The organism is Facklamia sp. 7083-14-GEN3 (assembly GCF_024742075.1).
Taxonomy (GTDB): domain Bacteria; phylum Bacillota; class Bacilli; order Lactobacillales; family Aerococcaceae; genus Facklamia.
Genome location: NZ_JANSGD010000002.1, coordinates 200,785 through 220,715 on the forward strand (window position 1 = coordinate 200,785; position 19,931 = coordinate 220,715).

17 protein-coding genes are annotated in these 19,931 nt (G+C 35.5%); 1 reads left to right on the top strand and 16 read right to left on the bottom strand.

From position 1 onward, the window contains the following. Positions 1–276: 276 nt before the first annotated feature. The 16 genes from NW240_RS05575 to pepA all read right to left on the bottom strand — a co-directional run bounded on the left by NW240_RS05575 (position 277) and on the right by pepA (position 19,292). On the bottom strand, positions 277–480 hold the full coding sequence (locus NW240_RS05575) for a hypothetical protein (RefSeq protein WP_258436510.1): 204 nt from the start codon (positions 478–480) through the stop codon (positions 277–279). A 25-nt stretch (positions 481–505) separates the two neighbouring features. Next, positions 506–1,435 carry a primosomal protein DnaI gene (dnaI, locus tag NW240_RS05580; RefSeq protein ID WP_258436512.1) on the bottom strand — a complete coding sequence of 310 codons (930 nt, stop codon included), beginning with the start codon at positions 1,433–1,435 and terminating at the stop codon, positions 506–508. Between the two features lies 1 nt (position 1,436). Continuing rightward, on the bottom strand, positions 1,437–2,972 hold the full coding sequence (locus NW240_RS05585; protein ID WP_258436513.1) for a DnaD domain protein: 1,536 nt from the start codon (positions 2,970–2,972) through the stop codon (positions 1,437–1,439). Beyond that, positions 2,956–3,447 carry a transcriptional regulator NrdR gene (gene nrdR, locus NW240_RS05590; protein ID WP_258436514.1) on the bottom strand — a complete coding sequence of 164 codons (492 nt, stop codon included), beginning with the start codon at positions 3,445–3,447 and terminating at the stop codon, positions 2,956–2,958. Before nrdR ends, NW240_RS05585 begins: the two co-directional genes overlap by 17 nt. 49 nt (positions 3,448–3,496) lie before the next feature. After that, positions 3,497–4,096 (bottom strand): dephospho-CoA kinase, encoded by a 600-nt coding sequence (gene coaE, locus NW240_RS05595; RefSeq protein WP_258436515.1) that lies wholly within the window; start codon positions 4,094–4,096, stop codon positions 3,497–3,499. A 37-nt stretch (positions 4,097–4,133) separates the two neighbouring features. Next, entirely contained in the window at positions 4,134–4,985 is an 852-nt protein-coding gene (gene mutM, locus NW240_RS05600) for a DNA-formamidopyrimidine glycosylase (RefSeq protein ID WP_258436516.1), read from the bottom strand. Positions 4,986–5,115: 130 nt separating this feature from the next. Continuing rightward, entirely contained in the window at positions 5,116–7,131 is a 2,016-nt protein-coding gene (locus tag NW240_RS05605; protein WP_258436517.1) for a DUF2079 domain-containing protein, read from the bottom strand. An 8-nt stretch (positions 7,132–7,139) separates the two neighbouring features. Beyond that, a complete protein-coding gene (locus tag NW240_RS05610; RefSeq protein WP_258436518.1) occupies positions 7,140–9,920 on the bottom strand; it encodes a YfhO family protein in 2,781 nt (926 codons plus the stop codon). Further along, positions 9,917–10,858: a glycosyltransferase PgfS gene (gene pgfS / locus NW240_RS05615; protein WP_258436519.1), complete on the bottom strand. Its 942-nt coding sequence runs from the start codon at positions 10,856–10,858 to the stop codon at positions 9,917–9,919. The genes NW240_RS05610 and pgfS overlap by 4 nt, the downstream gene beginning before the upstream one ends. Then, entirely contained in the window at positions 10,827–11,255 is a 429-nt protein-coding gene (locus NW240_RS05620; RefSeq protein ID WP_258436520.1) for a GtrA family protein, read from the bottom strand. The genes pgfS and NW240_RS05620 overlap by 32 nt, the downstream gene beginning before the upstream one ends. A 181-nt stretch (positions 11,256–11,436) precedes the next feature. After that, positions 11,437–12,591: a DUF819 domain-containing protein gene (locus NW240_RS05625; RefSeq protein ID WP_258436521.1), complete on the bottom strand. Its 1,155-nt coding sequence runs from the start codon at positions 12,589–12,591 to the stop codon at positions 11,437–11,439. Between the two features lie 215 nt (positions 12,592–12,806). Next, complete coding sequence (gene polA, locus NW240_RS05630; protein WP_258436522.1) at positions 12,807–15,482, bottom strand: DNA polymerase I; 2,676 nt, start codon at positions 15,480–15,482, stop codon at positions 12,807–12,809. 63 nt (positions 15,483–15,545) lie between these two features. After that, entirely contained in the window at positions 15,546–16,880 is a 1,335-nt protein-coding gene (gene murC / locus NW240_RS05635) for a UDP-N-acetylmuramate--L-alanine ligase (protein WP_258436523.1), read from the bottom strand. Next, positions 16,880–17,545, bottom strand: a complete 666-nt coding sequence (locus NW240_RS05640) for a hypothetical protein (RefSeq protein WP_258436524.1) — start codon at positions 17,543–17,545, stop codon at positions 16,880–16,882. The genes murC and NW240_RS05640 overlap by 1 nt, the downstream gene beginning before the upstream one ends. 30 nt (positions 17,546–17,575) lie before the next feature. Beyond that, positions 17,576–18,205, bottom strand: a complete 630-nt coding sequence (ytpR, locus tag NW240_RS05645) for a YtpR family tRNA-binding protein (RefSeq protein WP_258436526.1) — start codon at positions 18,203–18,205, stop codon at positions 17,576–17,578. Positions 18,206–18,218: 13 nt separating this feature from the next. Next, positions 18,219–19,292 (bottom strand): glutamyl aminopeptidase, encoded by a 1,074-nt coding sequence (gene pepA, locus NW240_RS05650; protein ID WP_258436527.1) that lies wholly within the window; start codon positions 19,290–19,292, stop codon positions 18,219–18,221. A gap of 196 nt (positions 19,293–19,488) precedes the next feature. Between pepA and NW240_RS05655 the strand changes: the two genes are divergently transcribed. Beyond that, a complete protein-coding gene (locus tag NW240_RS05655; protein WP_258436529.1) occupies positions 19,489–19,815 on the top strand; it encodes a PepSY domain-containing protein in 327 nt (108 codons plus the stop codon). Positions 19,816–19,931: the final 116 nt, after the last annotated feature.

The window sequence follows — 19,931 nt, forward strand, 5'->3', positions numbered from 1 at the left end:
CATTGGCTAGTAATAGCCAATGGGACGTGTATTCGACGTGGTTCCACCCAAGTTCATTATCTAATCGATAATCTTGTAGAGTTAACGCCTCCGACGTCTCGACTTACCACTCATGCTTAGGTCGAGCTTTTAAGAAGGGGTAAAGCTAATTATCATTAAGGTCTTCCAGCAAACGACCTCTCTCTTGAAATGAGGGAATTAAACTCCATGACTTCTCATTAATTTCTTATCTTGAGTTAGATTTATTAAACCATCAATTTCAAAAAATTGCAAGAATTAGTTTCTTAATTGCATCAATCTGCCTATCCCAGTTAAATTAGCTAAAATACCTAAAACCATAGGAAACAATAAGATCGTTTGTTTCTCCACAAAGTAATAAAGTCCTGCTACAGTTACTTGAATAATCAGTGAAATAACTAAGACTAACAGTATAAACCGTTGCTCTTTTTTAAAGTCTGTTGAATTGAATCCATTTCTCATACATCGATTTCCTCTCTTTAATAAATTAGCGGTCAGATAAACGACGGTTCTCTCCTGTCAGTTGCCATTCCTTAGTTAAAAATTTGATTCTTTCCATAATTCTTGCTGCTTTAGTTACATCGGAAGCATTGCGACTAGACGCTAAATGGACTTCTAACTCTGCCATCGTAAAATTCGAAGTAAAAAATGTCGGTAAAGACTCTTTCATCCGATGTTCTAGAACAACACCTAATAAATCATCTCTTAACCAAGCCGAATTCGACTCCGCCCCAATATCATCGATAATCAGAATTGGTTTCTTCTTAATTTGTTCCAGCATTATAAATAACTGATTATCTTGCCCAATCAAAGCTTTCATTTCAGTCGTAAAGGTTGGGTAATGAATCATCGACACTTGATAACCCAAACTAGCTAGAGCATTAGCTAAAGCTCCTAATAGATATGTTTTTCCAACACCAAAAGGTCCGGAAATGTACATCCCTCTTGCTTGCCGAAGATTGACTTTAATATCTTCAATAAAAGTTGTGACTGCTTCCATCAATATTAATCGCTGTGGACTGGTTAAGTCGTAATCTTCAAGCTTTGCTCTTTGCACATCCAGTGCCATCATCCGATTATCAATTAAAGCAGCTGCTTTTCTTTGAGCCTGTTGATGTAAATAACTTTGAGTGGGAACATACGTGACATCTATATAGTTATAATTAATAAATAATTCCGGTGTAAAACCAGGGTTTTGCCCTTCTTTACCTGCTTCCATGGCTTCTTTTTCCATCCTATACTCATTGAGTTTAGACAAAGAATTCATAATCATTTCTTGTGAAATTTTTTCTTGATTGGCATTGATAAAATCCTTAATAGCAGGATAGTTGAGAAGCACTCTTGTCATTTCTTGACTTGAAGCAGATTGGGGTATTTGATTTTCAAAGTCTTTCATCACCTGTTTGATGGATTGCATCTTAATCTTCCCCCTTATTTAATAAATTCTCTAGTCTTTTACGAATTTCTTCTTCTTTTAATTGTGACGAAGGTTTGACCTCGATATCTTTTAAATCTTCATCTATCTGATTGGACGATGGATTCTTGTCATTGATTAAAAGTTGTCTTGTACTATCATTTTCATGAGACCTTGATTTTATATTTTGCTGTTCCTTCAACCAACTGGGAACCAACTCTTGATACTTGTTGTTGTTAGACCAAGTATTTTTTGATGATTGGACTTTTTTCTTATTTTTTATATTATTTTGTTTTTCTTTAAAAAGACGCTGCTTATGTAAAAATTCTAAGGCCTCTGCAGGGGTGGATAATCCTTCTTTTTGCCACTCATTAGCCAATCGATTCGATCTACCTTTTTCAAAATTCGCATGCCCTTCCATCACAATTAAATAATATACTAAAAAATTCAATACAGCTTCCGGTAGACTTGATTTTTCAAGTAATTCTTTTAAATAATAGTGCTCAGAACTCGTAGCAAATCCGCCCGCTTCTTCTTTGACTTGACTTAAAAATTCATTTGGATTCATTTGCTGACAAATAAGTATGATTTCAATTTCTTGATCCGTAAAGTTTGGATAGTTGGTTCTTAAATCATTTTTCAAATTAGCAAATTCTTCATGACTTTGTTTGATTGACTGATCGTCTTTTTGGTCATGCCCTTGGCGCTTCTTGAAGTATTGATGTTTTGCTGCATAAGTTCTTAACAATTCAAGATCGATTTGTTGCGTAACTGGACTTTGAGCGAGTTTTACGACTTGAGCCATAGCCTCTTCTTCCAATCCATAAAATTGACTTAAGCTAGCTACTTGTGTCAAAACAGCTTGACTTAAAACTTCTTTACTGACCTGCTTACTAGATAATATTTGGTAAAAGAAAGTTAAATCAAATGTTTCTTGAAAAGTATCCTCATTTAGCTCAAAAGTTGAGTACTGGTCCTGGAATTGCACTCCTTCTGTAGCTTCTTCTACTTCACTTCGATGAAAGTTTTCGTTTTTAGAACTTATAACTTCAGAAAATGGCAAAGTGATTTCACTTAGTTCTGTCTGCCCTAAATCTTCTTTTTTCCACAGACGAATCAAGCCATAGTATGACTCATCTCCTATTTGATTAAATAAAGCCAACGATAATTGCGGATGTTTAAAAAAATGTTCTACTGATAAAGGCATCTGCATTTCATAAAAAATAGTTTGCCGTGTATAATCATCATGTGACTTTTCATCTCGATAAGTCCTTATTAGGTTCACAGCTTCTAAATGAATGCGTGCTTGATTAAAATCTCCTATGCCCATATTAAGAATAGGTAATAAGCGAGAATGCATCATCCGATAGGTCCAATTAAGTTTTTCTCTCGGTTGATGAGCCAAAGTTAAATATAAGCCGACTGCATCGGTTCCAATAATCGGTTGATAAAGTTGAGTTAAACATTGCAGTTGCTGAAACGATAAAGGTAGACCTAATTTGACTTGATAAGGTTGATAGGGATTAATTTGTAAGACCATGATCATCTTGCTCTGATGTTTTAGAATGTGGCGTTAGGGCTTCAAGTTCTTTAATAAACATTTCACGCGATTGAAATTCACGATATACCGAAGCAAAGCGAATATAGGCCACTTCATCTAATTCCATTAGTAAAGGCATTACAAATTCACCGATATCCTTACTAGCAATTTCTTGTTCACAAACTTCACGAATTTTGTTCTCAACGCGACTGACCACATCCTCCATTTGCTCGCGACTAATCGGTCGTTTTTCTGCCGCTCTAACAATTCCGCGCAAAAGCTTATCACGATTAAACTCTTCACGTGTTCCATCACGTTTAATCACTAATAAAGGTGTTCTTTCAATACGCTCATAAGTATTAAAGCGAAAGCCACATGACATGCACTCTCTTCTACGTCGGATAGACGCACCGTCTTCTGCAGGTCTAGAATCAATTACTTTAGATTGTTGCTGATGACATTTAGGACATTCCATCAAAGCTCCCCCTTTCTATATACATGTATTAAAATCGTTTCTAATTCTATTATAGCTTATTTAATAAGTCTTGTAATGCTTGATTAACTTGTTCTGCGACTGTCTCTTTATCAAATTGGGTATCTATGACAAAATCAGCCTTTCCAGTTTTTTCGATAGTAGGTATTTGACTAGAGATTTTCTTTTGTGCCATTTCTCGATCAATTTGATCTCTTTGAATTAAACGTTCTAATTGCGTATGATAAGGCGCATAAATCACCCATACTTGGTCAAAGAAAGTATTCCAACCCACCTCATATAATAAAGGCACTTCAATAAATATAATCTCTGCCTCTTCATCCAAGCTAGCTATTTGCTTTTTAGTTTCTGCAAGTATTAAGGGATGCATAATACTATTAAGATCGGCTAATGCTGAAGGATCACCATAGACAATCGCTGATAATAATTGCCGATTTAAATGACCTGAATCCAATAAAATTTTTCCAGAAAATCTTTCAACCAGCTTGTTTAGTCCTTCACTATTTGGCTCAACTACTTGTCTTGCTATTTGATCAGTATCAATAACCGGATAATTAAAATTCTTAATTATTTGGGCCACGGTTGATTTTCCTGTCGCAATGCCTCCTGTTAAAGCAATTAAAAACGCCATTTTATCCCTCCTTTTGAGTTGCTGCCAATTATTCTGTCTAAGCAAAATGTTTCTGACAGCTTGGACAGTAATGTGTGCCTCTTTGAGCCAATTGTTTTTTTTCTATGGGAGTGCCGCAACCGAAACAAGGCTGTCCCTTACGACCATATACTTGTAAAGATTGTTGGAATTTACCTGCTTGTCCTAAACTATTGCGGTAAGTTCGAACAGATGATCCTCCCGCCTTAACCGCTTCAGCAATTACCTCAATGATTGCTTGATGTAGATCTTGTATATTACTTAGTGGAATAGACCTTGCCAAACTAGCTGGATGGATTCCTGCTCTAAATAAGGACTCATCAACATAAATATTTCCTAAACCTGCCACTGTTTTTTGATCCAAGAGAACAGGTTTAATCATACGATTTATTTTGGATAGGTCTTTTTGAAAATTTGTTACATCAAACTCATTTTCTGTGGGTTCTGGACCTAAATTCTTGTCAAGGAAATAATTTTCCAGCTCATTTTTTGCTATTAGCTCAATCCGACCAAACTTTCTAACGTCATGGTAGTTCAATAAAGTTCCATCAGTGAACATAAATTCGACATGAGTGTGCTTATCTTTTTGATAAGATGCCAATTGATCTTTAGGAGTGTGCTGATATTTACCTTCCATTCGCAAATGCGAAATCATAACTTTATCGCTAAGAATAAAAATTAAGTATTTTCCTCTTCGTTTGACTTCAATGATTTTTTGGTTGATTAACTGAGTAGCAAAAGATTTTACTTCTTCATCATTTTCAGCACCTACTATTCTGGGCCAATAAACATTTACTTTTTTGATGGTCTTTCCTTGAACCAACTGATTCAATCCAATCATGACAGCATTCACTTCTGGTAATTCCGGCATTTAACCCACTCCTAAATTGATATCTGCTTTTATTTTATCATGAATGAAGAACTTTGTCGGTTATGTCGAATAGTAAAGTTCATATAATCTTATTTTAAAAAAACCACCTAGGATTAGGTGGTTCAAAATTTTATTTTGCTTCTAAAATGATGACATCCATGCTTGAAAGATCACTTTCAATATAGCCCGATGCAAGATATTTTTCAATTACCCGTTTTTCTTCTGATTGACCTTCTAAAACTGGTCGGTTAAAAACAACATAATCAATAGTAGGATCTACTTCTCGATTATTATGATAGAAAAGGTCATAAAGTTCTGCAATCTTTGATAAAGGTGTCGTATAGGAGGATACCGTCACAACTCTACTATTTTTTGGAACTTTATCTAAAGTTTTTTGAACCGATTGATAAAACTCAGTGTTATCTTGGTAGGATCGATAATCATACTTTCTAGGACTCATCAATGTTATGAAAAATGAAAGACTTGCTAATATTGATAAAGTGATGAAAAATCTAGATAATTGTTCAAACGAGAACTTTTGGGTTCGAAACGGATATTCTTTTTTTCTTTGCCAATGTTCAATGGTAAGGATAGACATAAAAAGAATAAGTGTGCTCGAACCAAAGTGATATTGTTTAAATAAATCGACTTGATAAGGCCAGTTACTGACAAGATTGATGATTAAAAGGGGTAGCAATAAAATATAAGGGCGCCATGAAACTTGCATCAAAGGTAAGAATGCCTGGCTTGCAAAAATAATCAAAAGATACTTTAACTTTTCATAAGTAAAAATGCTTGCTAGTGAAAATGCTGGGTTTTTTATAGCATTAAAGGCAGCATGGATTAAGCCCTCTTGATCTGCCAGCATAAAATTGGCAAAGCGACTAGTCATTGCCCCAGTTCCAAAGTGTCTTAGCCAAATAATAGCAAAGAGAAAATACACTATTGGCATAATAATCTGAAGTCCCAGTATTTCTTTTTTTACCTTAGCCGTTTGAGGCCAAAGATTTTGTATTAAAAAGAAACCTCCAATACTTATTACATAAACAATCGCATCTTCTTTGACTGATAATAAAAGTATAGTTGCTACAGCCATATTCCACCTAGATTGACTAAGGTTGGCATAAATTAACCATAAAACTAATGGTGCTAAAAAACAATTTTCATGATAATCATAAAATTGTCCGCTAGTCAACGATGGCATCCACAAATAGAGCAAAAGAAAGACAATTCGATACTTCACATTCCACTTTAACTGACTAAGTACCAGATATAAAGGTATGACTCCTGACATTACAATGAGTACTTGAAGCGCTTGAATGGTTAGAGGACTCGGTAATAGCCAATAAATAGGCAAGATTAAATAATGAATAGGTGATAGATGTACTGCAAAGTGAGACAGCCTCTCTCCTCTTTCTAAAGTTGTAATAGGTCCCATCCCATTCGCCATACTCTCAAACATCTGCGAAAAAATCCCCATATCATAAGTTGGTGAAGCATAGACTAAAACTCTAGCGATTACCCATAAGCCAACTGTAGATGCATATAACATAATGGACAGGAAGAATATTGCCCATAAACTTCCTGGCTTTATTCTTAAATTTAATCGTTCTAGAAGACTCCCACGATTGAAGAAGTAAGCTAAAATAACACTTAAAATAAATAATAATAATAAGTTTTTATCCATTAACGGACTATTTATCATAAAAGTTTCTTCATTCATAAAAACAGCCAAATAAATGAAGCGTATCACTAAGATAAAAGCTCCTCCCAATACAATAGATTGTTTCTTAAGTCTATTGAAAAAGAGATAACTATAGTAGGTCATTAAAAGAAAGAAGGTCCCCATGACTATCACCAAGGTTGAGCTTTGCCATGTAAAGAATAAAGAAAATATTACTAGGACAACAGTAAAAAATTCTCCTCTTAACTCTTCTCTTGAAAAATGAAAATCACCAGCTAATAAAAGTGAAAAAACTAAAACAAGCAAACTTAAATAAGAAAATATGGACACTTGGTTATCCAAATTAACTAAGACATTGAGATCGGGATACATCAAGAAGTTTAAAATTGCCGTTATTAAATAGGCTGATAGAAGGTGAAAGCCAAGTGTCCAAGAAATAGTTAAAGATTTTTTCTGATCCATCTTGAAATTTACTCCTCTACCTCAATATCATTCATTGGGTCTTTTTTAATTTCAGCCTTTTCAATCTGCTGGTCAGTAGGACAGTTTTCTACTGAGCGACAAACTTTTTCTTTATTTAATGGCTCATCATTTAAGTTAAACATTAATAGCTTGCCGTACTTTCGCTCTAGAAGAGCCCAAGCAAGTAAGCTTAAAACGGACAAGCTAGTAATGCCTGCTCCTAATAAAAGACCTCTCGGCTGAAAAACCATTTCAATTTGATGATTGCCGGGTTCTACTTGAAAGGCCAAAAGAGAATCCCATATTTTTTCGTCTTCTACAAGTTCTCCATCAACCTTCACTTGCCATCCTTGGTCATACGGAATAGAAGTAAAGACCCAAGGGCTATCTTTAATCGTTATCGAACCTCTCACATAGTTAGAGCCCCACTCTTCTATTTCTATGGCTTCTGACTGACGGTCTTCGATTAATTGGTTAACCTTAGTTTCATCCATTTGATATATCTTCAGATCTGTCAAATTGAATTGTCGATCAGCCTTAATAATAATCTCCAACTCTTGTTCTTGACCTTTGGCTTGATGAGCAATATTAAAGACTTGATTGGTTCCGAATTTAGATCGATAATCGTAATTCTGCCCATTTAATAAAATGTCGACTTCCCCCTTATAAGTTGATAAACTTCGTGGAATATCCACATAATAGGAATCATCAGTAGTTGGAGTAAAAGTCAATTTCATTGAGCCATCCAATGTATTATCTTCACGAGAAAAGATTTGATCTCCTGATTGTGTTGCTCCATGAATTAAGTTAGTTAGGGTCATCTTGGTCTCAACCAGTTTGAAAATTTCTGTATCATCTGATAAGAGAGCTTGAGCAATCGCATTTTGATTAGCAATCGGACGATTTTCAATTAAATTCAATTGAGCCAGCTGATTACTTACGCCAAAAGCAATCGGCAATGTTTTAGGAGTTTGGAAAATGGTAAATCGATCGGTTTCATCTACCTTATTAGCCTCACTAGTAATATCTAGGCGTGTCACATCTGTTGGAAAAATATAAGTCTGATCAATAACAGCTTGATCATCACTTGAAAAAGGTTCATTATTTACGAAGTACTTCACTCCTAATAAAGCATCAGTTAAAGGTGTTCCATAATAGTAAATAGATGCATCAATCGCTGAGTTACCTAATTCTTCAAATAAATCTCGCGTAGACCCTTCTAAACTAGAAGTGAAAGTTGTCATTCCAGGATAATTGAAAGTCATTGGATCGTTTTTAGAACGATAAAATGTTTTAGAAATACGGTAAAAATCGCTTTTGTCTGGACGAATTCTATCAATCGATTCTTCAATGACATTCAGCGCATTTTCAAATTTAAAGGCATTGTTATGATTGAGTCTACCCTGTGAAAGGTAGGCATTGGCACTTAACTCCCCAAAACTTAATAATAAAACTAGAAGCCATTTTAAGTTAGGCTGTTTTACTAAGTATAGAATCAACCACATTAGTCCAAAAATAAGGGCAGAAGCTTGTCTTTGTTCAGGAGTTAGGAAAGAATATTCCTTTACCATCACAACAGACTGAATTAGAAGGGCGATAGCTATTCCGATGAAAACTTCCTGGCTTTCAATCACTTTATCCTTGAGTCCTTGATAAGCTAATAAGATAAGGAAAAAGACTAAAATCCAAGAAAAACGGTAGAAAAAGCCCGCTGGATTTTGTCCCATATGCCAAATCTTGCTGGTGAATTCATGGGTCATAGAAAAGAAGAAGATAGTTAAAACAATAGCGCTCGCCCATTTATGACTGGTTTTAATTGTTTTCGATAAGAAATAACTGATCACTCCCACCAATGCTAATGAGCCTACATATATGTTCGGTAAATTCGGTCCTGCTGACCAAGACTCATTATCAAAAGCCCCAATCATTAACTTAGAAAAAATATCTAGGGGATTGATTTGTAATTTCCAGTCAAAAGTCATTGTCGATTCCAAAGCAGCTTTAGAAAAGAGTAAGTTATAAATGTTGGGCACTAATAATAGAGCTGACAGTCCAATTGCTATTAGAGAAAAGATACCTAAGCGGAGAACATTTTGTCCTAAAAATTTAAAATAATGGTTTTTATGTTCTTGGTAATGTTGATTAAACAAATAATAAAAACTATAGAATAAAATAAACAGACAAATCATATAGCCCATATAGTATTGAATAATCATAGTCGAAGCCAAAAGAAAAATATAAGCATAAGGCTTTTTGTCATCCAGTACATTTTCTAATGCTACCAGTAGAAGAGGCATTAGCCATAATGCATCCATAAAAATGGGTGTCATTTGATAAGACACAGCGAAACCATTTAAGGCATAGGCAGTAGCCAAAATTATAGTCAAATAAGGTCTTGTTTGGCCATCATGACGTTTAATAAGATAGTAAGCCATGGATAAGCCCATAGCTCCATACCGCAACCATACCGATAAGAATATAGCGTAGGTTATCCATTTCATGGGTAAAATTAAATAAAATATGTTGAAAGGACTCATTAAGTAATAAGCCCAAGCCCCAATCATATTGCCTCCAATTGATTTAGTAAAAGAATAAAACAAGGCTCCAAAATCAGCTGAATAAAAGGCTTTTCGCATAAAGATATATAAATCAATAAATTGCTGATTAAAGTCGATGGCTAAGAAAGACTTTTCTCCAAAAGGGAAGAAATCATTAATGAACCACCCTATTAGCATCAAGGTCAAAGGAGCCAAGCCGCTCATTCCATAAATCCATGTTTTTTTGTTCATTCCTGGTCTCCCTTCTTAATATTGCTTTCTTCAATAATATAATGGGGTCTTCCCTTTACTTCATAAAATATTTTACCAATATACTCACCTAAAACCCCAATGGAGACTAATTGAACGCCTCCAAAAAACACAATCGTAAAAATAGTCGTAAAATAACCCGATACCGCTTGACTCGGATCACTAAAATAGTTAAAAAGTAACCATAAAATATAGAGTCCGGCAATTGCAATACAAGTTAAGCCCAAGCCAAAAATCATTCTTAAGGGATGATTAGAAAAAGATAGGATTCCATCTAAAGCGTAGTTTAAAGACTTTTTGAATGACCATTTTGTTTGACCTGCTTCTCGCAATTCATTTTCATATTCAATGACTGTTTCCTTAAATCCTATCCAAGAAAATAATCCCTTAGAAAAACGGTTATATTCTCTCAATGAGGTAATAGCATTGATAGCCGGCCGTGATAACAATCGAAAATCTGATACACCATCAGTCAATTCGACATCCATCATGGTGTTGGCAACTTTATAAAAGAGTTTTGCAAAAAAACTGGTCGTTTTCCTTTCGCCTGCACGACTTCGCTTAGCATTTACTACATCATAACCTTCTTGATATTTAGCAATCATTTCTTTGATTAAACTTGGCGGATTTTGTAAATCTCCATCCATAATAATTACAGCCTCTCCACTGGCATAATCAAATCCGGCTAACATTCCAGCCTCTTTACCAAAATTGCGACTAAAGGAAAGATATTTAACCCGCTCATCTTGTTTAGCAATTTGGCGCATCAATTCTAAGGTATGATCGGAGGAGCCATCATCGACATAAAGTAATTCAAATTCGATCTCAGCCATTTTTCTCAATTCTTCACTTAAAACATGGTGAGTCTTTTCAATCATTTCTTCTTCATTATAAAAGGGAATCAAAATTGTTATTTTCATCTATTGATTGCCTCCCTTCAAAATAAATCTTACGTGTCACAAAATTAAAAATCATCACAGCGACACCAATCAGCACTTTAGAAAACATTACATCCCATTTGAGCCAATCCACAAAGATTACCAAGCCAAGTAAGGTAATTAACAATCCGACAACACTCAAAATGAAAAAAGCCAGGAATTCTTTATGTCGATCTCCCGCTTCAAACTTACTTTTAAAAACAAATTTCATAGACAGGTAATAGTTATAAAAGGTTGCTACTACAAAAGCAATGGTTGCGGCAATATGGTGGTTAATACCCAATTGATAATTAAGTAAATAGAGGATTCCCATATCTAATAAGGTAGCTGTCCCTCCAACAAAAACAAAACGAATGATTTGCTTCATTAATTTTATCATAATTTCCATCCTTTTCTTTTACGTACACCAATTATTATATACTAAGAGGGGGGGACTTTCATCCTAGCTTAGAAGCTTCAAGATATTTTAAAGATTTTGTCTTAATATCGACACAAAAAAGACGATTGATTGTCAATCGTCTTTTGTTATCACATTTTATAAATTGAAGCTTTTAATAAATTTACGCTAAAAATGCCAAAAGGTTTGAAATTAATATCCCAATAAAAGTTCCCGTACTTACACCTATTAAGGCCATTAATACTGCAATAGGCACTAAAGATTGGGAATAAGCTGCTGCTAAAACAGGAGCAGATGCTACTCCACCTATATTCGCTAATGAGGCCACTCCACAAGTGAACAAGTCCAACTTGAAAAGCTTAGCTATAATTAACATTAATACGCCATGAACTAACAAGATGACAAAACCAGTTAAAATGTAAGCTGGTGCTTGGGTTAATTCGGCAAAGTTTGAAGTGGCTGCAATTAAACCAATTAATAAATATAACAAAACATTGGATAGCTGTGGAGCACCCGGAATCTTACCTAAAGGTGTCATAGCGCAAGCTAAGCCAATAAAAGTAATAATAATGATTGTCCAGCCGGTTTCAAAGTTACCGGGTAAGTAGCCAGCTATTGTTTGTGCTAGGGCAGTAAAACTAAAGGCTAAACCTAATAACAGTAGAATATGATGATGCTCGATGGCTGTACTAATTTTATCAAATTTAATAGTTAAATTTTCATTTACTTTATCAATCACAGAGGTGTCAGCCTTCGTCCATTTATTAAACTTTTTGGCAAAAGGAACCATAGCCAACAAGAACATTATCCACATTGAATAATCAATCGAGTCAATTAAAAGAGTGTATCCCATACTCTCACTGTTAAGATTTAATGATTCCATAACAGCAGACATATTTTGGACGCCACCTACCCAACTACCTGCTAGAGCACCTAATGTTAATGGAGCGTCAGGCGATAAAATACCTTTAAATAAAGTAAAAGAAACAACAAATCCAATTGTTATAGTTAAAGTAGCAGAGAAGAAAGATAAGATCATCTTCCATCCTAACTTAGCGATATCTCTTAAATCCGCACGTAATAGCATTAGGAAAATCATGGCTGGAAGAATGGCATCTTTAATTGCCCCTCTAGCTCCTAAAACTTCTTCTCCTTGCCAAAAACCAAAGGTTGAAAATAGCATAGTTCCAAAATAGACTATTATCAGTGCTGGCACATATGTAAAAAACTTAGAATCCTTATACTTGCTTTCGAGCCAAACCATTACACCTATGAAAAGTAACATGAAGGCGATAAAGTGAAATCCATTCGTAATCATAAAAGACCTCCTTTTTATTTCCACCGATTGATAACGCTTTCACAGTGGTTGGCTTTATTTTATATTAAATCAAAAAGTGCGTCAATAATTAATTTAAGTTTCTCGATATAATAAAATTTAGTTAACTATTTACACATGATAAACAAGAACTCACAACTAAAATTCTTAAGAACTTTCACATCTTAAAAATTTGATGGTTGTGAGTTTATTTCTAATTATTTAAGATCCAACCACGAATCTCCATAATGATAGTCCACTTTAAGAGGTACACTCAAATCCGCTGCAGCTCCCATTACTTCCGGCACAATTTGAGAAAGTCGATCCATTTCTTCTTCGGGTCCTTCAAGTATTAATTCGTCATGTATCTGTAAAATCATACGTGATTGAAGACCTTCTTCTTTCAAGCGTTGATCTAAATGAACCATAGCCACTTTAATAATATCAGCAGCCGACCCTTGAATAGGTGAATTCATCGCCGTCCTCTCTGCAAAAGAGCGAACGTTAAAGTTTGATGCATGTATATCTGGTAAATAACGCCGACGATTGAATAAGGTCTTAACATAACCTTGCTCCTTAGCTTGTTCTACAATTTCTTCCATAAATTTTTGAATACCTGGAAACATTTCAAAATAACGGTCAATAAAAGATTTAGCTGCTTTACGCGTAATATTCAAGTTTTGAGACAACCCATAATCCGATATACCGTAAACAATTCCAAAGTTAACTGCCTTTGCTTGACGGCGGTGGTCCGAATCAACCGCTTGATCTTCAACAAGTTTAAAGACGCGTCTAGCTGTAGCAGAATGGATGTCCTCATCATTGATAAAGGCTTTTTGCATATGTTTATCTTGAGATACATGAGCTAAAACGCGTAATTCAATTTGTGAATAATCTGCACCAAATAACTTCCAACCCTTTTGACTAGGCACAAAGGCTTGACGCACTAGCCGTCCTTCTTCGATTCGGATGGGTATATTTTGTAAGTTAGGATCAGTGGATGAAAGACGTCCTGTTTGAGTTAAGGTCTGGACAAAACGTGTATGAATCTTCCCATCTTCTTTAATATACGGTGGTAGGCCTGCTAAATAGGTCGACTGTAATTTGGCAATCTGTCGATAGGCTAAAATGGCTGGAACAATAGGATGCTTATCTTTCAACTTTTCCAAAACATCAGCCGCTGTAGAATAACCGGTTTTAGTTTTCTTGATGACAGGCAGGCCTAAGTCTTCAAAAAGAACGACACCCAATTGTTTAGGAGAATTCAAGTTAAAAGTTGAACCAGCCATGTCATGAATTTCTGCTTCCATTTTTTGCATTCGAATTTGAACTTGCTCATTTTTTTCATCTAAAGTTGAACGATCAACCTTTATTCCACGTATTTCAATCTTGGCTAAGGTCTGAGCCAATGGTAACTCTATTTCATAATAAAGGTCTGTCATCTCTAGCTCTTCTAAACGATTTTCTAATGGTTGATAGACTGCTTTTAAAGTTTGCAACTTATTAGCTAAATGTTGGTAAAATTGTTCTTTATCTTCAGGTAACCCACGTTTGGCCCCCTTACCATAAATCGCTTCATCGTATTGCACAGTCACTGGCAAGTTTAATAGATTAGCCACATCCGCAAGTTCTTGATTGTTTTTTGTATCAATTAAATAAGTGGCTATTAGAACATCCATCATTATTCCATTAATTTGTGTATCGTAACGGGAAGCGATGACCGCTTCCCGTTTGTAATCGAAAAAGATTTTTTGCTTGTCTTCATCAGCTAACCACTCTTTAAAAACTTGACTGCTAAAAGCTAAGTCTTCAGGAAGGATGTATAATTGATTCTGTTTAAAATCCAACCAAGCGACCGCCTTAATAGGAGCAAAGTGATAATTATCCTCTAGGATTTCACTGTAATACACTGCTTGATCAGGTAAGATAGTACTTTCAATCTGGTCTGCTGACTCGATTACTTGGATGGAAATTTCAGGTAAATCTTCTGCTGCTTCATGAATCGTATTCGACTCCCCCTGTTCAACTTGCAAGTCTTTCAAGAAGGATTGGAAGTCCATTTGACGATAAAACTCAGCTAAAGCTTGGTAATCTGGTTGCTCCAAAAGTGTTTCCTCAATTGTCAATTCTATCGGTGCATCATGAAGGATACGGGCTAAATCTTTACTCATCCTTGCATTCGCTTCATCATTAATAATGTTTTCTTTCATCTTAGAAGCTTTCAACTCATCTAAGCGATCATACATAGCTTCTACTGAACCAAACTGATGAAGTAATTTGAGTGCTGTCTTCTCACCCACTCTAGTGATACCTGGGTAATTATCAGATGAATCCCCCATGAGACCTTTCATATCAATAATTTGTAAAGGCTCAATCCCCCATTTATCTTGAATTGATTGAGGGGTGTATGCTTCTAGGTCAGAAACACCTTTGCGCGTGATATACACAGTCGTTTTATCACTGGCTAATTGCGTTAAATCTTTATCCCCAGATAGGACAATGACTTGATCTGCTTGGTCTGCTTGATAAGCAAGAGTCCCTATAATATCATCCGCTTCATAATTACTTAAAACATAATGTTTAATACCATAGGCTTCTAACAGCACACGAAAATAAGGCATCTGCTCTTTAAACTCAGAGGGTGTCTTTTGGCGGCCACCTTTGTAGTCCTGATATTTTTCTGTCCGAAAAGTGCCACCACTCTTATCAAATGCTACTAAAACATGGGTTGGCTTAAATTGAGTCAAGACATTATCTAACATTCTCTTAAAAGTGAAAAGAGCATTAGTATGAAGGCCTGATCGATTTTTAAAACGTTCAATATCAAGAATTGAAAAGAAAGAACGAAAGGCTAAGCTCGATCCATCAATTAAAAGTATGGTACGTTTTGACATTGTGTCACTCCTTTATTTATGCAAAAAGCCAACGAATTCGCTGGCTTTAAGAATCAAATTACTTTATAAATTTTTTACATGCAGGCTCGCATAGGCTGTTTCAAATTGACGGGCTAGATGATCGATATCTCCCGCTCCCATGAATAAGAGGACTTCATCTTTATAATCCATAAGCGGTGAAAGATGATCTTTAGAAATAATTTCAACTTTTTCATTAATCATGCTAGCTAAATCTTCAATTTTGACATCGCCTGATTGTTCTCTAGCTGAAGTAAAAATATCAACCAAATGAACATGATCTGCAATTGACAGAGCTTCAGCAAATTCATTAAGCAAAGCGACAGTACGACTGAAGGTATGGGGTTGGAAGATTGCTACTACCCGTCGGTTCGGATACTTTTGTTGAGCCGCATCTATCGTTGCTTTTATCTCGCTTGGATGATGGGCATAGTCATCAATAATAATTAAATCTTCAACTTGTCTTACTGAAAAACGACGTTTTACTCCTTGGAAGCTTGCCATTTGTTCTGCAATATCTTTAGCCTTAAATCCTTCTAAATAGAGTAAAGTAATAACCGATAATGCGTTTAATATATTATGCTCGCCATAAGCAGGAAGATGAAAATGACCGAATTTTTCTCCTTTAATATAGACGTCAAAATCTGATCCTTCCGGCGTACGTTGAATATTATCAGTATAAAACTCATGGTTAGAATTGAGGCCATATCGATAAACAGCTACGTTTGATTGCAATTTAGATAAAAATGGGTCATCTCCCCATGCGATAATTCCTTTTTTCGCTTGGTGGCTAAAATCATTAAAGGCTGAAAAGACATCTTCAATGGATTGATAATAGTCTGGATGATCAAAATCTATATTGGTGATAATCGCATAGTCAGGTTGATAGGCCATAAAATGACGACGATATTCACAAGCCTCTAAGGCAAAATAGGTAGAACCTTCATCTCCAAAACCAGTCCCATCACCAATGAGATAAGATAGTGGTGCTAGTTTTTTTAAGGTGTGAGCCAGTAGGCCAGTCGTAGAAGTCTTACCGTGTGAACCTGTAACAGCAATTGAAGTGTATTGCTTTAATAAGTCACCAATAAAGGTATGGTAGCGATGAATAGGTAGACCTAATTCTCTCGCTTTCACTAACTCAGGGTGTTCATCATTAAATGCATTGCCGGCTATAATCGTTTGCCCCGCTTGTATATTATCGGCTGAAAATTCTAGAATTTTGATGGATTGATTTTCTAATTCTTGTTGTGTAAAGAAATAAGTAGCTACATCACTACCTTGAACATGGTAGCCTTCACCATGTAAAACCAAAGCAAGGGCAGACATACCAGAGCCTTTTATTCCCACAAAGTGATACACTGTATTTTTATCTAACATTATTCATTATCCTCCTTAGTAAACAAGAGAAAGGATTGCTTATCTTTTACTAAACGTTTGAGTATCTGACGGTCAACTTTTTTCATAGACAAACGTTCTTGATGCCCTTCTTGCATCCGCTGAACAGCTCTCAAGGAATGATCAATATTATCTAAACGTTCTTCTATTGGTCGATTTTCATTTTTCATTATTCTACTTTCTCTTGTAGGCAATGAGTTATTATAGTCCTTTTGCAATTTGTTTTCCATATTATTCCCACGATAATCTTTACTTTGTAAAAAAGGGATATCATAAGCAAAAGGGAGCTTCATTTCATTTGCCTCATTTTTAAACTGTTCATCTAAAGTTTTCTCACTTCGCATGGCTTGACTGGCTTTTTCAAGTCGGTAGTTCTCTTCTTGCCTATAAACAGTTTGATAAGAAGATGATAGTAGTTTTTCTGAAAAACTTTCTGGTGTTCTTGAATCAGGTTCAAATCGCCGTTCAAGGAGGTTATCAGACTTTTTAGCAGATCCTAACTTCTTTTGAACTTTTTTGAAAGCTGGCTCTTCCAAAGCGTGTTCAGAACTACGATGACTCCACATACCAAGATGAAATTTTCTTTTTTTATTTCCAGCTAATTGATCAACATTTTTGAAAGCTGGACCTTCATATTTAGAAGTCATAGCCATCTCCTTTATTAAATAACGCTTATTTTAATAAGTCTTGATAACATCTGCTAAACTTGTTCCTACTTGGAAATGACTAGGCAATTCCCAAATCCCTGGCTTATTTTCTAAGTCTTCTAGATTGAGTTCTCTAGTAGAACAAATCATCCCTTTTGATGGTTCACCACGCAATTCACCTGGCCAAATAATTGCACCTGAAGGCATAACTGCACCTGGTTTAGCTACTAATACTTTTTGTCCTTGTGCAATATTAGACGCCCCACATACAATTTGTAAAACTTCACTATTGCTCACTCGCGTTTGTGTAATATTTAAATGGTCAGAATCTTCGTGAGCTTGACATTCTTCTACAAATCCTACCACAAATTTTTCTTCCTGATCGATTTCGATCTCTAAGTCAAAACCTGCTTTTTTTATAAGATTTTGAACATGTGTTTCCTGTTCTTTTGTTAATTTAACTGGACCTTGACCCTCTAGTTTAAAATAATTCGATAAATTATGAATGTTAATCCCCATAACTTGCCCATTTGTACGATCAGTAATAACAGTAATATCGTCTTTACGTTCATAACTAAGATGGTCTTCATCCGTAACGCCATTAGTTAAAAGAAGTACATCGCCAATTCCTTCTTTATTATAAAATGCTAAACTTTTCATTAAATAGCTCCTTTTATGAATTAATAATCGTTTCGTAAGTCGTGCGATCAAAATTACGTACTAAATGTAAGAGCATTTCTTTGGCCGCTTCATAATCTGAGATGGTAAACAGGGTTTGGTGCCCGTGAATATAACGCGCTGGTACCCCAATTACTGCACTAGGAACACCCTTATTCATGGTATGAGCTGCTCCAGCATCAGTACCGCCTTTAGAGAAGAAGTATTGGTAAGGAATATTATGAGTGCTTGCAGTATCTTCAATATACTCACGCAAGCCTCTATGAGTAATCATACCTGGATCTTGGATTCTTAATAAGAAACCTTCGCCTAATTGTCCTTCACTTTGAGTAGCTTTTTCAATATCGTTTGCTGGTGAACAGTCCACCGCCACAAATAGATCGGGTTGGAATTCATGTATACCACCTCTAATACCTCTTAACCCAACTTCTTCTTGAACACTCGCCCCAATAATCAATTCATTACTGAGCTCTTCATTTTGGATTTCGCGAAGTGTTTCTAATACAACTGTACATCCATAACGGTTATCCCATGCTTTGGACAGAATTGATTTCCCGTTGGCTGTCTTAATAGTTTCAACTTGTGGAACAATTGGGTCGCCTAATCTTACACCAAATTCTTCTGCTTCTTCCTTGGAAGTAAATCCTGCATCGAAAAGAACAGCATCTGCTTTAAGCCCAGACTGAGTACCCTTTTCTCTTAAGAGATGAGGAGGAACCGCGCCAGAAACAACCGGATAATCACCTTTTTTTGTTTGAAGTGTAAAACGTTGAGCTGAAATTACATAAGGGTTCCAACCCCCAATTGGAACAACTCTGAAAAGACCTCGATCGGTAATTTCGCGGACCATAAAGCCCACTTCATCCATATGCGCTGCCACCATCAAACGAGGTGCATCCTCTTTTTTACTATGCTTGATACCAAATATATTACCCAAGCTCGACTGATGTATTTCATCAACAAGGGGAGACATTTCTTGATGCATAAAATCTCTTACATGTTTCTCATGCCCTGAAATTCCTTGTAATTCAGTTATTTTTTTGATTAAGGCAAAAGTTTGATCGTTCATATAATTTGTGGCTAAGCCACAACCTCCTCATCTTTATTTAACTTATTATTCTCCTATTATTTTGTCACAAAAAAACTTTAAAAGCAATTAGCTTACGAGTTTGAAAAGTATTCTTTAATTAAAGTTTATGGTATGATCGACATAAGTTTTAAAAGCGATAAGATGTTAATTCAATCGTCAAACTAGGAGGAAAGATATGTCTCACAATAAAAATAATAGCTTACTAGGAACAATTGTATTACTATCAGGAATTGCCATTGGTGCAGCAGGAACATTATTATATAAAGAAAACCGTCCTTTAAACCCCGGTAAAGTTTTAGAAAGCATTCGTGAAGCCTTCGCACTTCAAGGAGAAATCACAGGTTCTTGGATCGATTACGACCCTATTGAATATACCGCCTATGATTCCCGTCCCTTAGTATACACAGGAGGCATCTCACGTAAGGAAAATAACCAGATTATTCACTACCACTTTGTAGCAGATATCTATACAGGAGAAATTCTAAATACCTTCGAAGCCTAACTTATATACATATTTCTAAGCACCTTAGAGTGCTTTTTTTGTTGCAAGCATTTTATTTTCAGTCGTTCATAAGTTTAAACATTAGCTAAAATTAAGACTGTTGACCTAAAAGATTA

Excerpts from the sequence above, each read along its gene's own strand:
- NW240_RS05575 (WP_258436510.1), bottom strand. The coding sequence starts at position 480 with ATGAGAAATGGATTCAATTCAACAGACTTTAAAAAAGAGCAACGGTTT.
- dnaI (WP_258436512.1), bottom strand. The coding sequence starts at position 1,435 with ATGCAATCCATCAAACAGGTGATGAAAGACTTTGAAAATCAAATACCC.
- NW240_RS05585 (WP_258436513.1), bottom strand. The coding sequence starts at position 2,972 with ATGGTCTTACAAATTAATCCCTATCAACCTTATCAAGTCAAATTAGGT.
- nrdR (WP_258436514.1), bottom strand. The coding sequence starts at position 3,447 with ATGGAATGTCCTAAATGTCATCAGCAACAATCTAAAGTAATTGATTCT.
- coaE (WP_258436515.1), bottom strand. The coding sequence starts at position 4,096 with ATGGCGTTTTTAATTGCTTTAACAGGAGGCATTGCGACAGGAAAATCA.
- mutM (WP_258436516.1), bottom strand. The coding sequence starts at position 4,985 with ATGCCGGAATTACCAGAAGTGAATGCTGTCATGATTGGATTGAATCAG.
- NW240_RS05605 (WP_258436517.1), bottom strand. The coding sequence starts at position 7,131 with ATGGATCAGAAAAAATCTTTAACTATTTCTTGGACACTTGGCTTTCAC.
- NW240_RS05610 (WP_258436518.1), bottom strand. The coding sequence starts at position 9,920 with ATGAACAAAAAAACATGGATTTATGGAATGAGCGGCTTGGCTCCTTTG.
- pgfS (WP_258436519.1), bottom strand. The coding sequence starts at position 10,858 with ATGAAAATAACAATTTTGATTCCCTTTTATAATGAAGAAGAAATGATT.
- NW240_RS05620 (WP_258436520.1), bottom strand. The coding sequence starts at position 11,255 with ATGATAAAATTAATGAAGCAAATCATTCGTTTTGTTTTTGTTGGAGGG.
- NW240_RS05625 (WP_258436521.1), bottom strand. The coding sequence starts at position 12,591 with ATGATTACGAATGGATTTCACTTTATCGCCTTCATGTTACTTTTCATA.
- polA (WP_258436522.1), bottom strand. The coding sequence starts at position 15,482 with ATGTCAAAACGTACCATACTTTTAATTGATGGATCGAGCTTAGCCTTT.
- murC (WP_258436523.1), bottom strand. The coding sequence starts at position 16,880 with ATGTTAGATAAAAATACAGTGTATCACTTTGTGGGAATAAAAGGCTCT.
- NW240_RS05640 (WP_258436524.1), bottom strand. The coding sequence starts at position 17,545 with ATGACTTCTAAATATGAAGGTCCAGCTTTCAAAAATGTTGATCAATTA.
- ytpR (WP_258436526.1), bottom strand. The coding sequence starts at position 18,205 with ATGAAAAGTTTAGCATTTTATAATAAAGAAGGAATTGGCGATGTACTT.
- pepA (WP_258436527.1), bottom strand. The coding sequence starts at position 19,292 with ATGAACGATCAAACTTTTGCCTTAATCAAAAAAATAACTGAATTACAA.
- NW240_RS05655 (WP_258436529.1), top strand. The coding sequence starts at position 19,489 with ATGTCTCACAATAAAAATAATAGCTTACTAGGAACAATTGTATTACTA.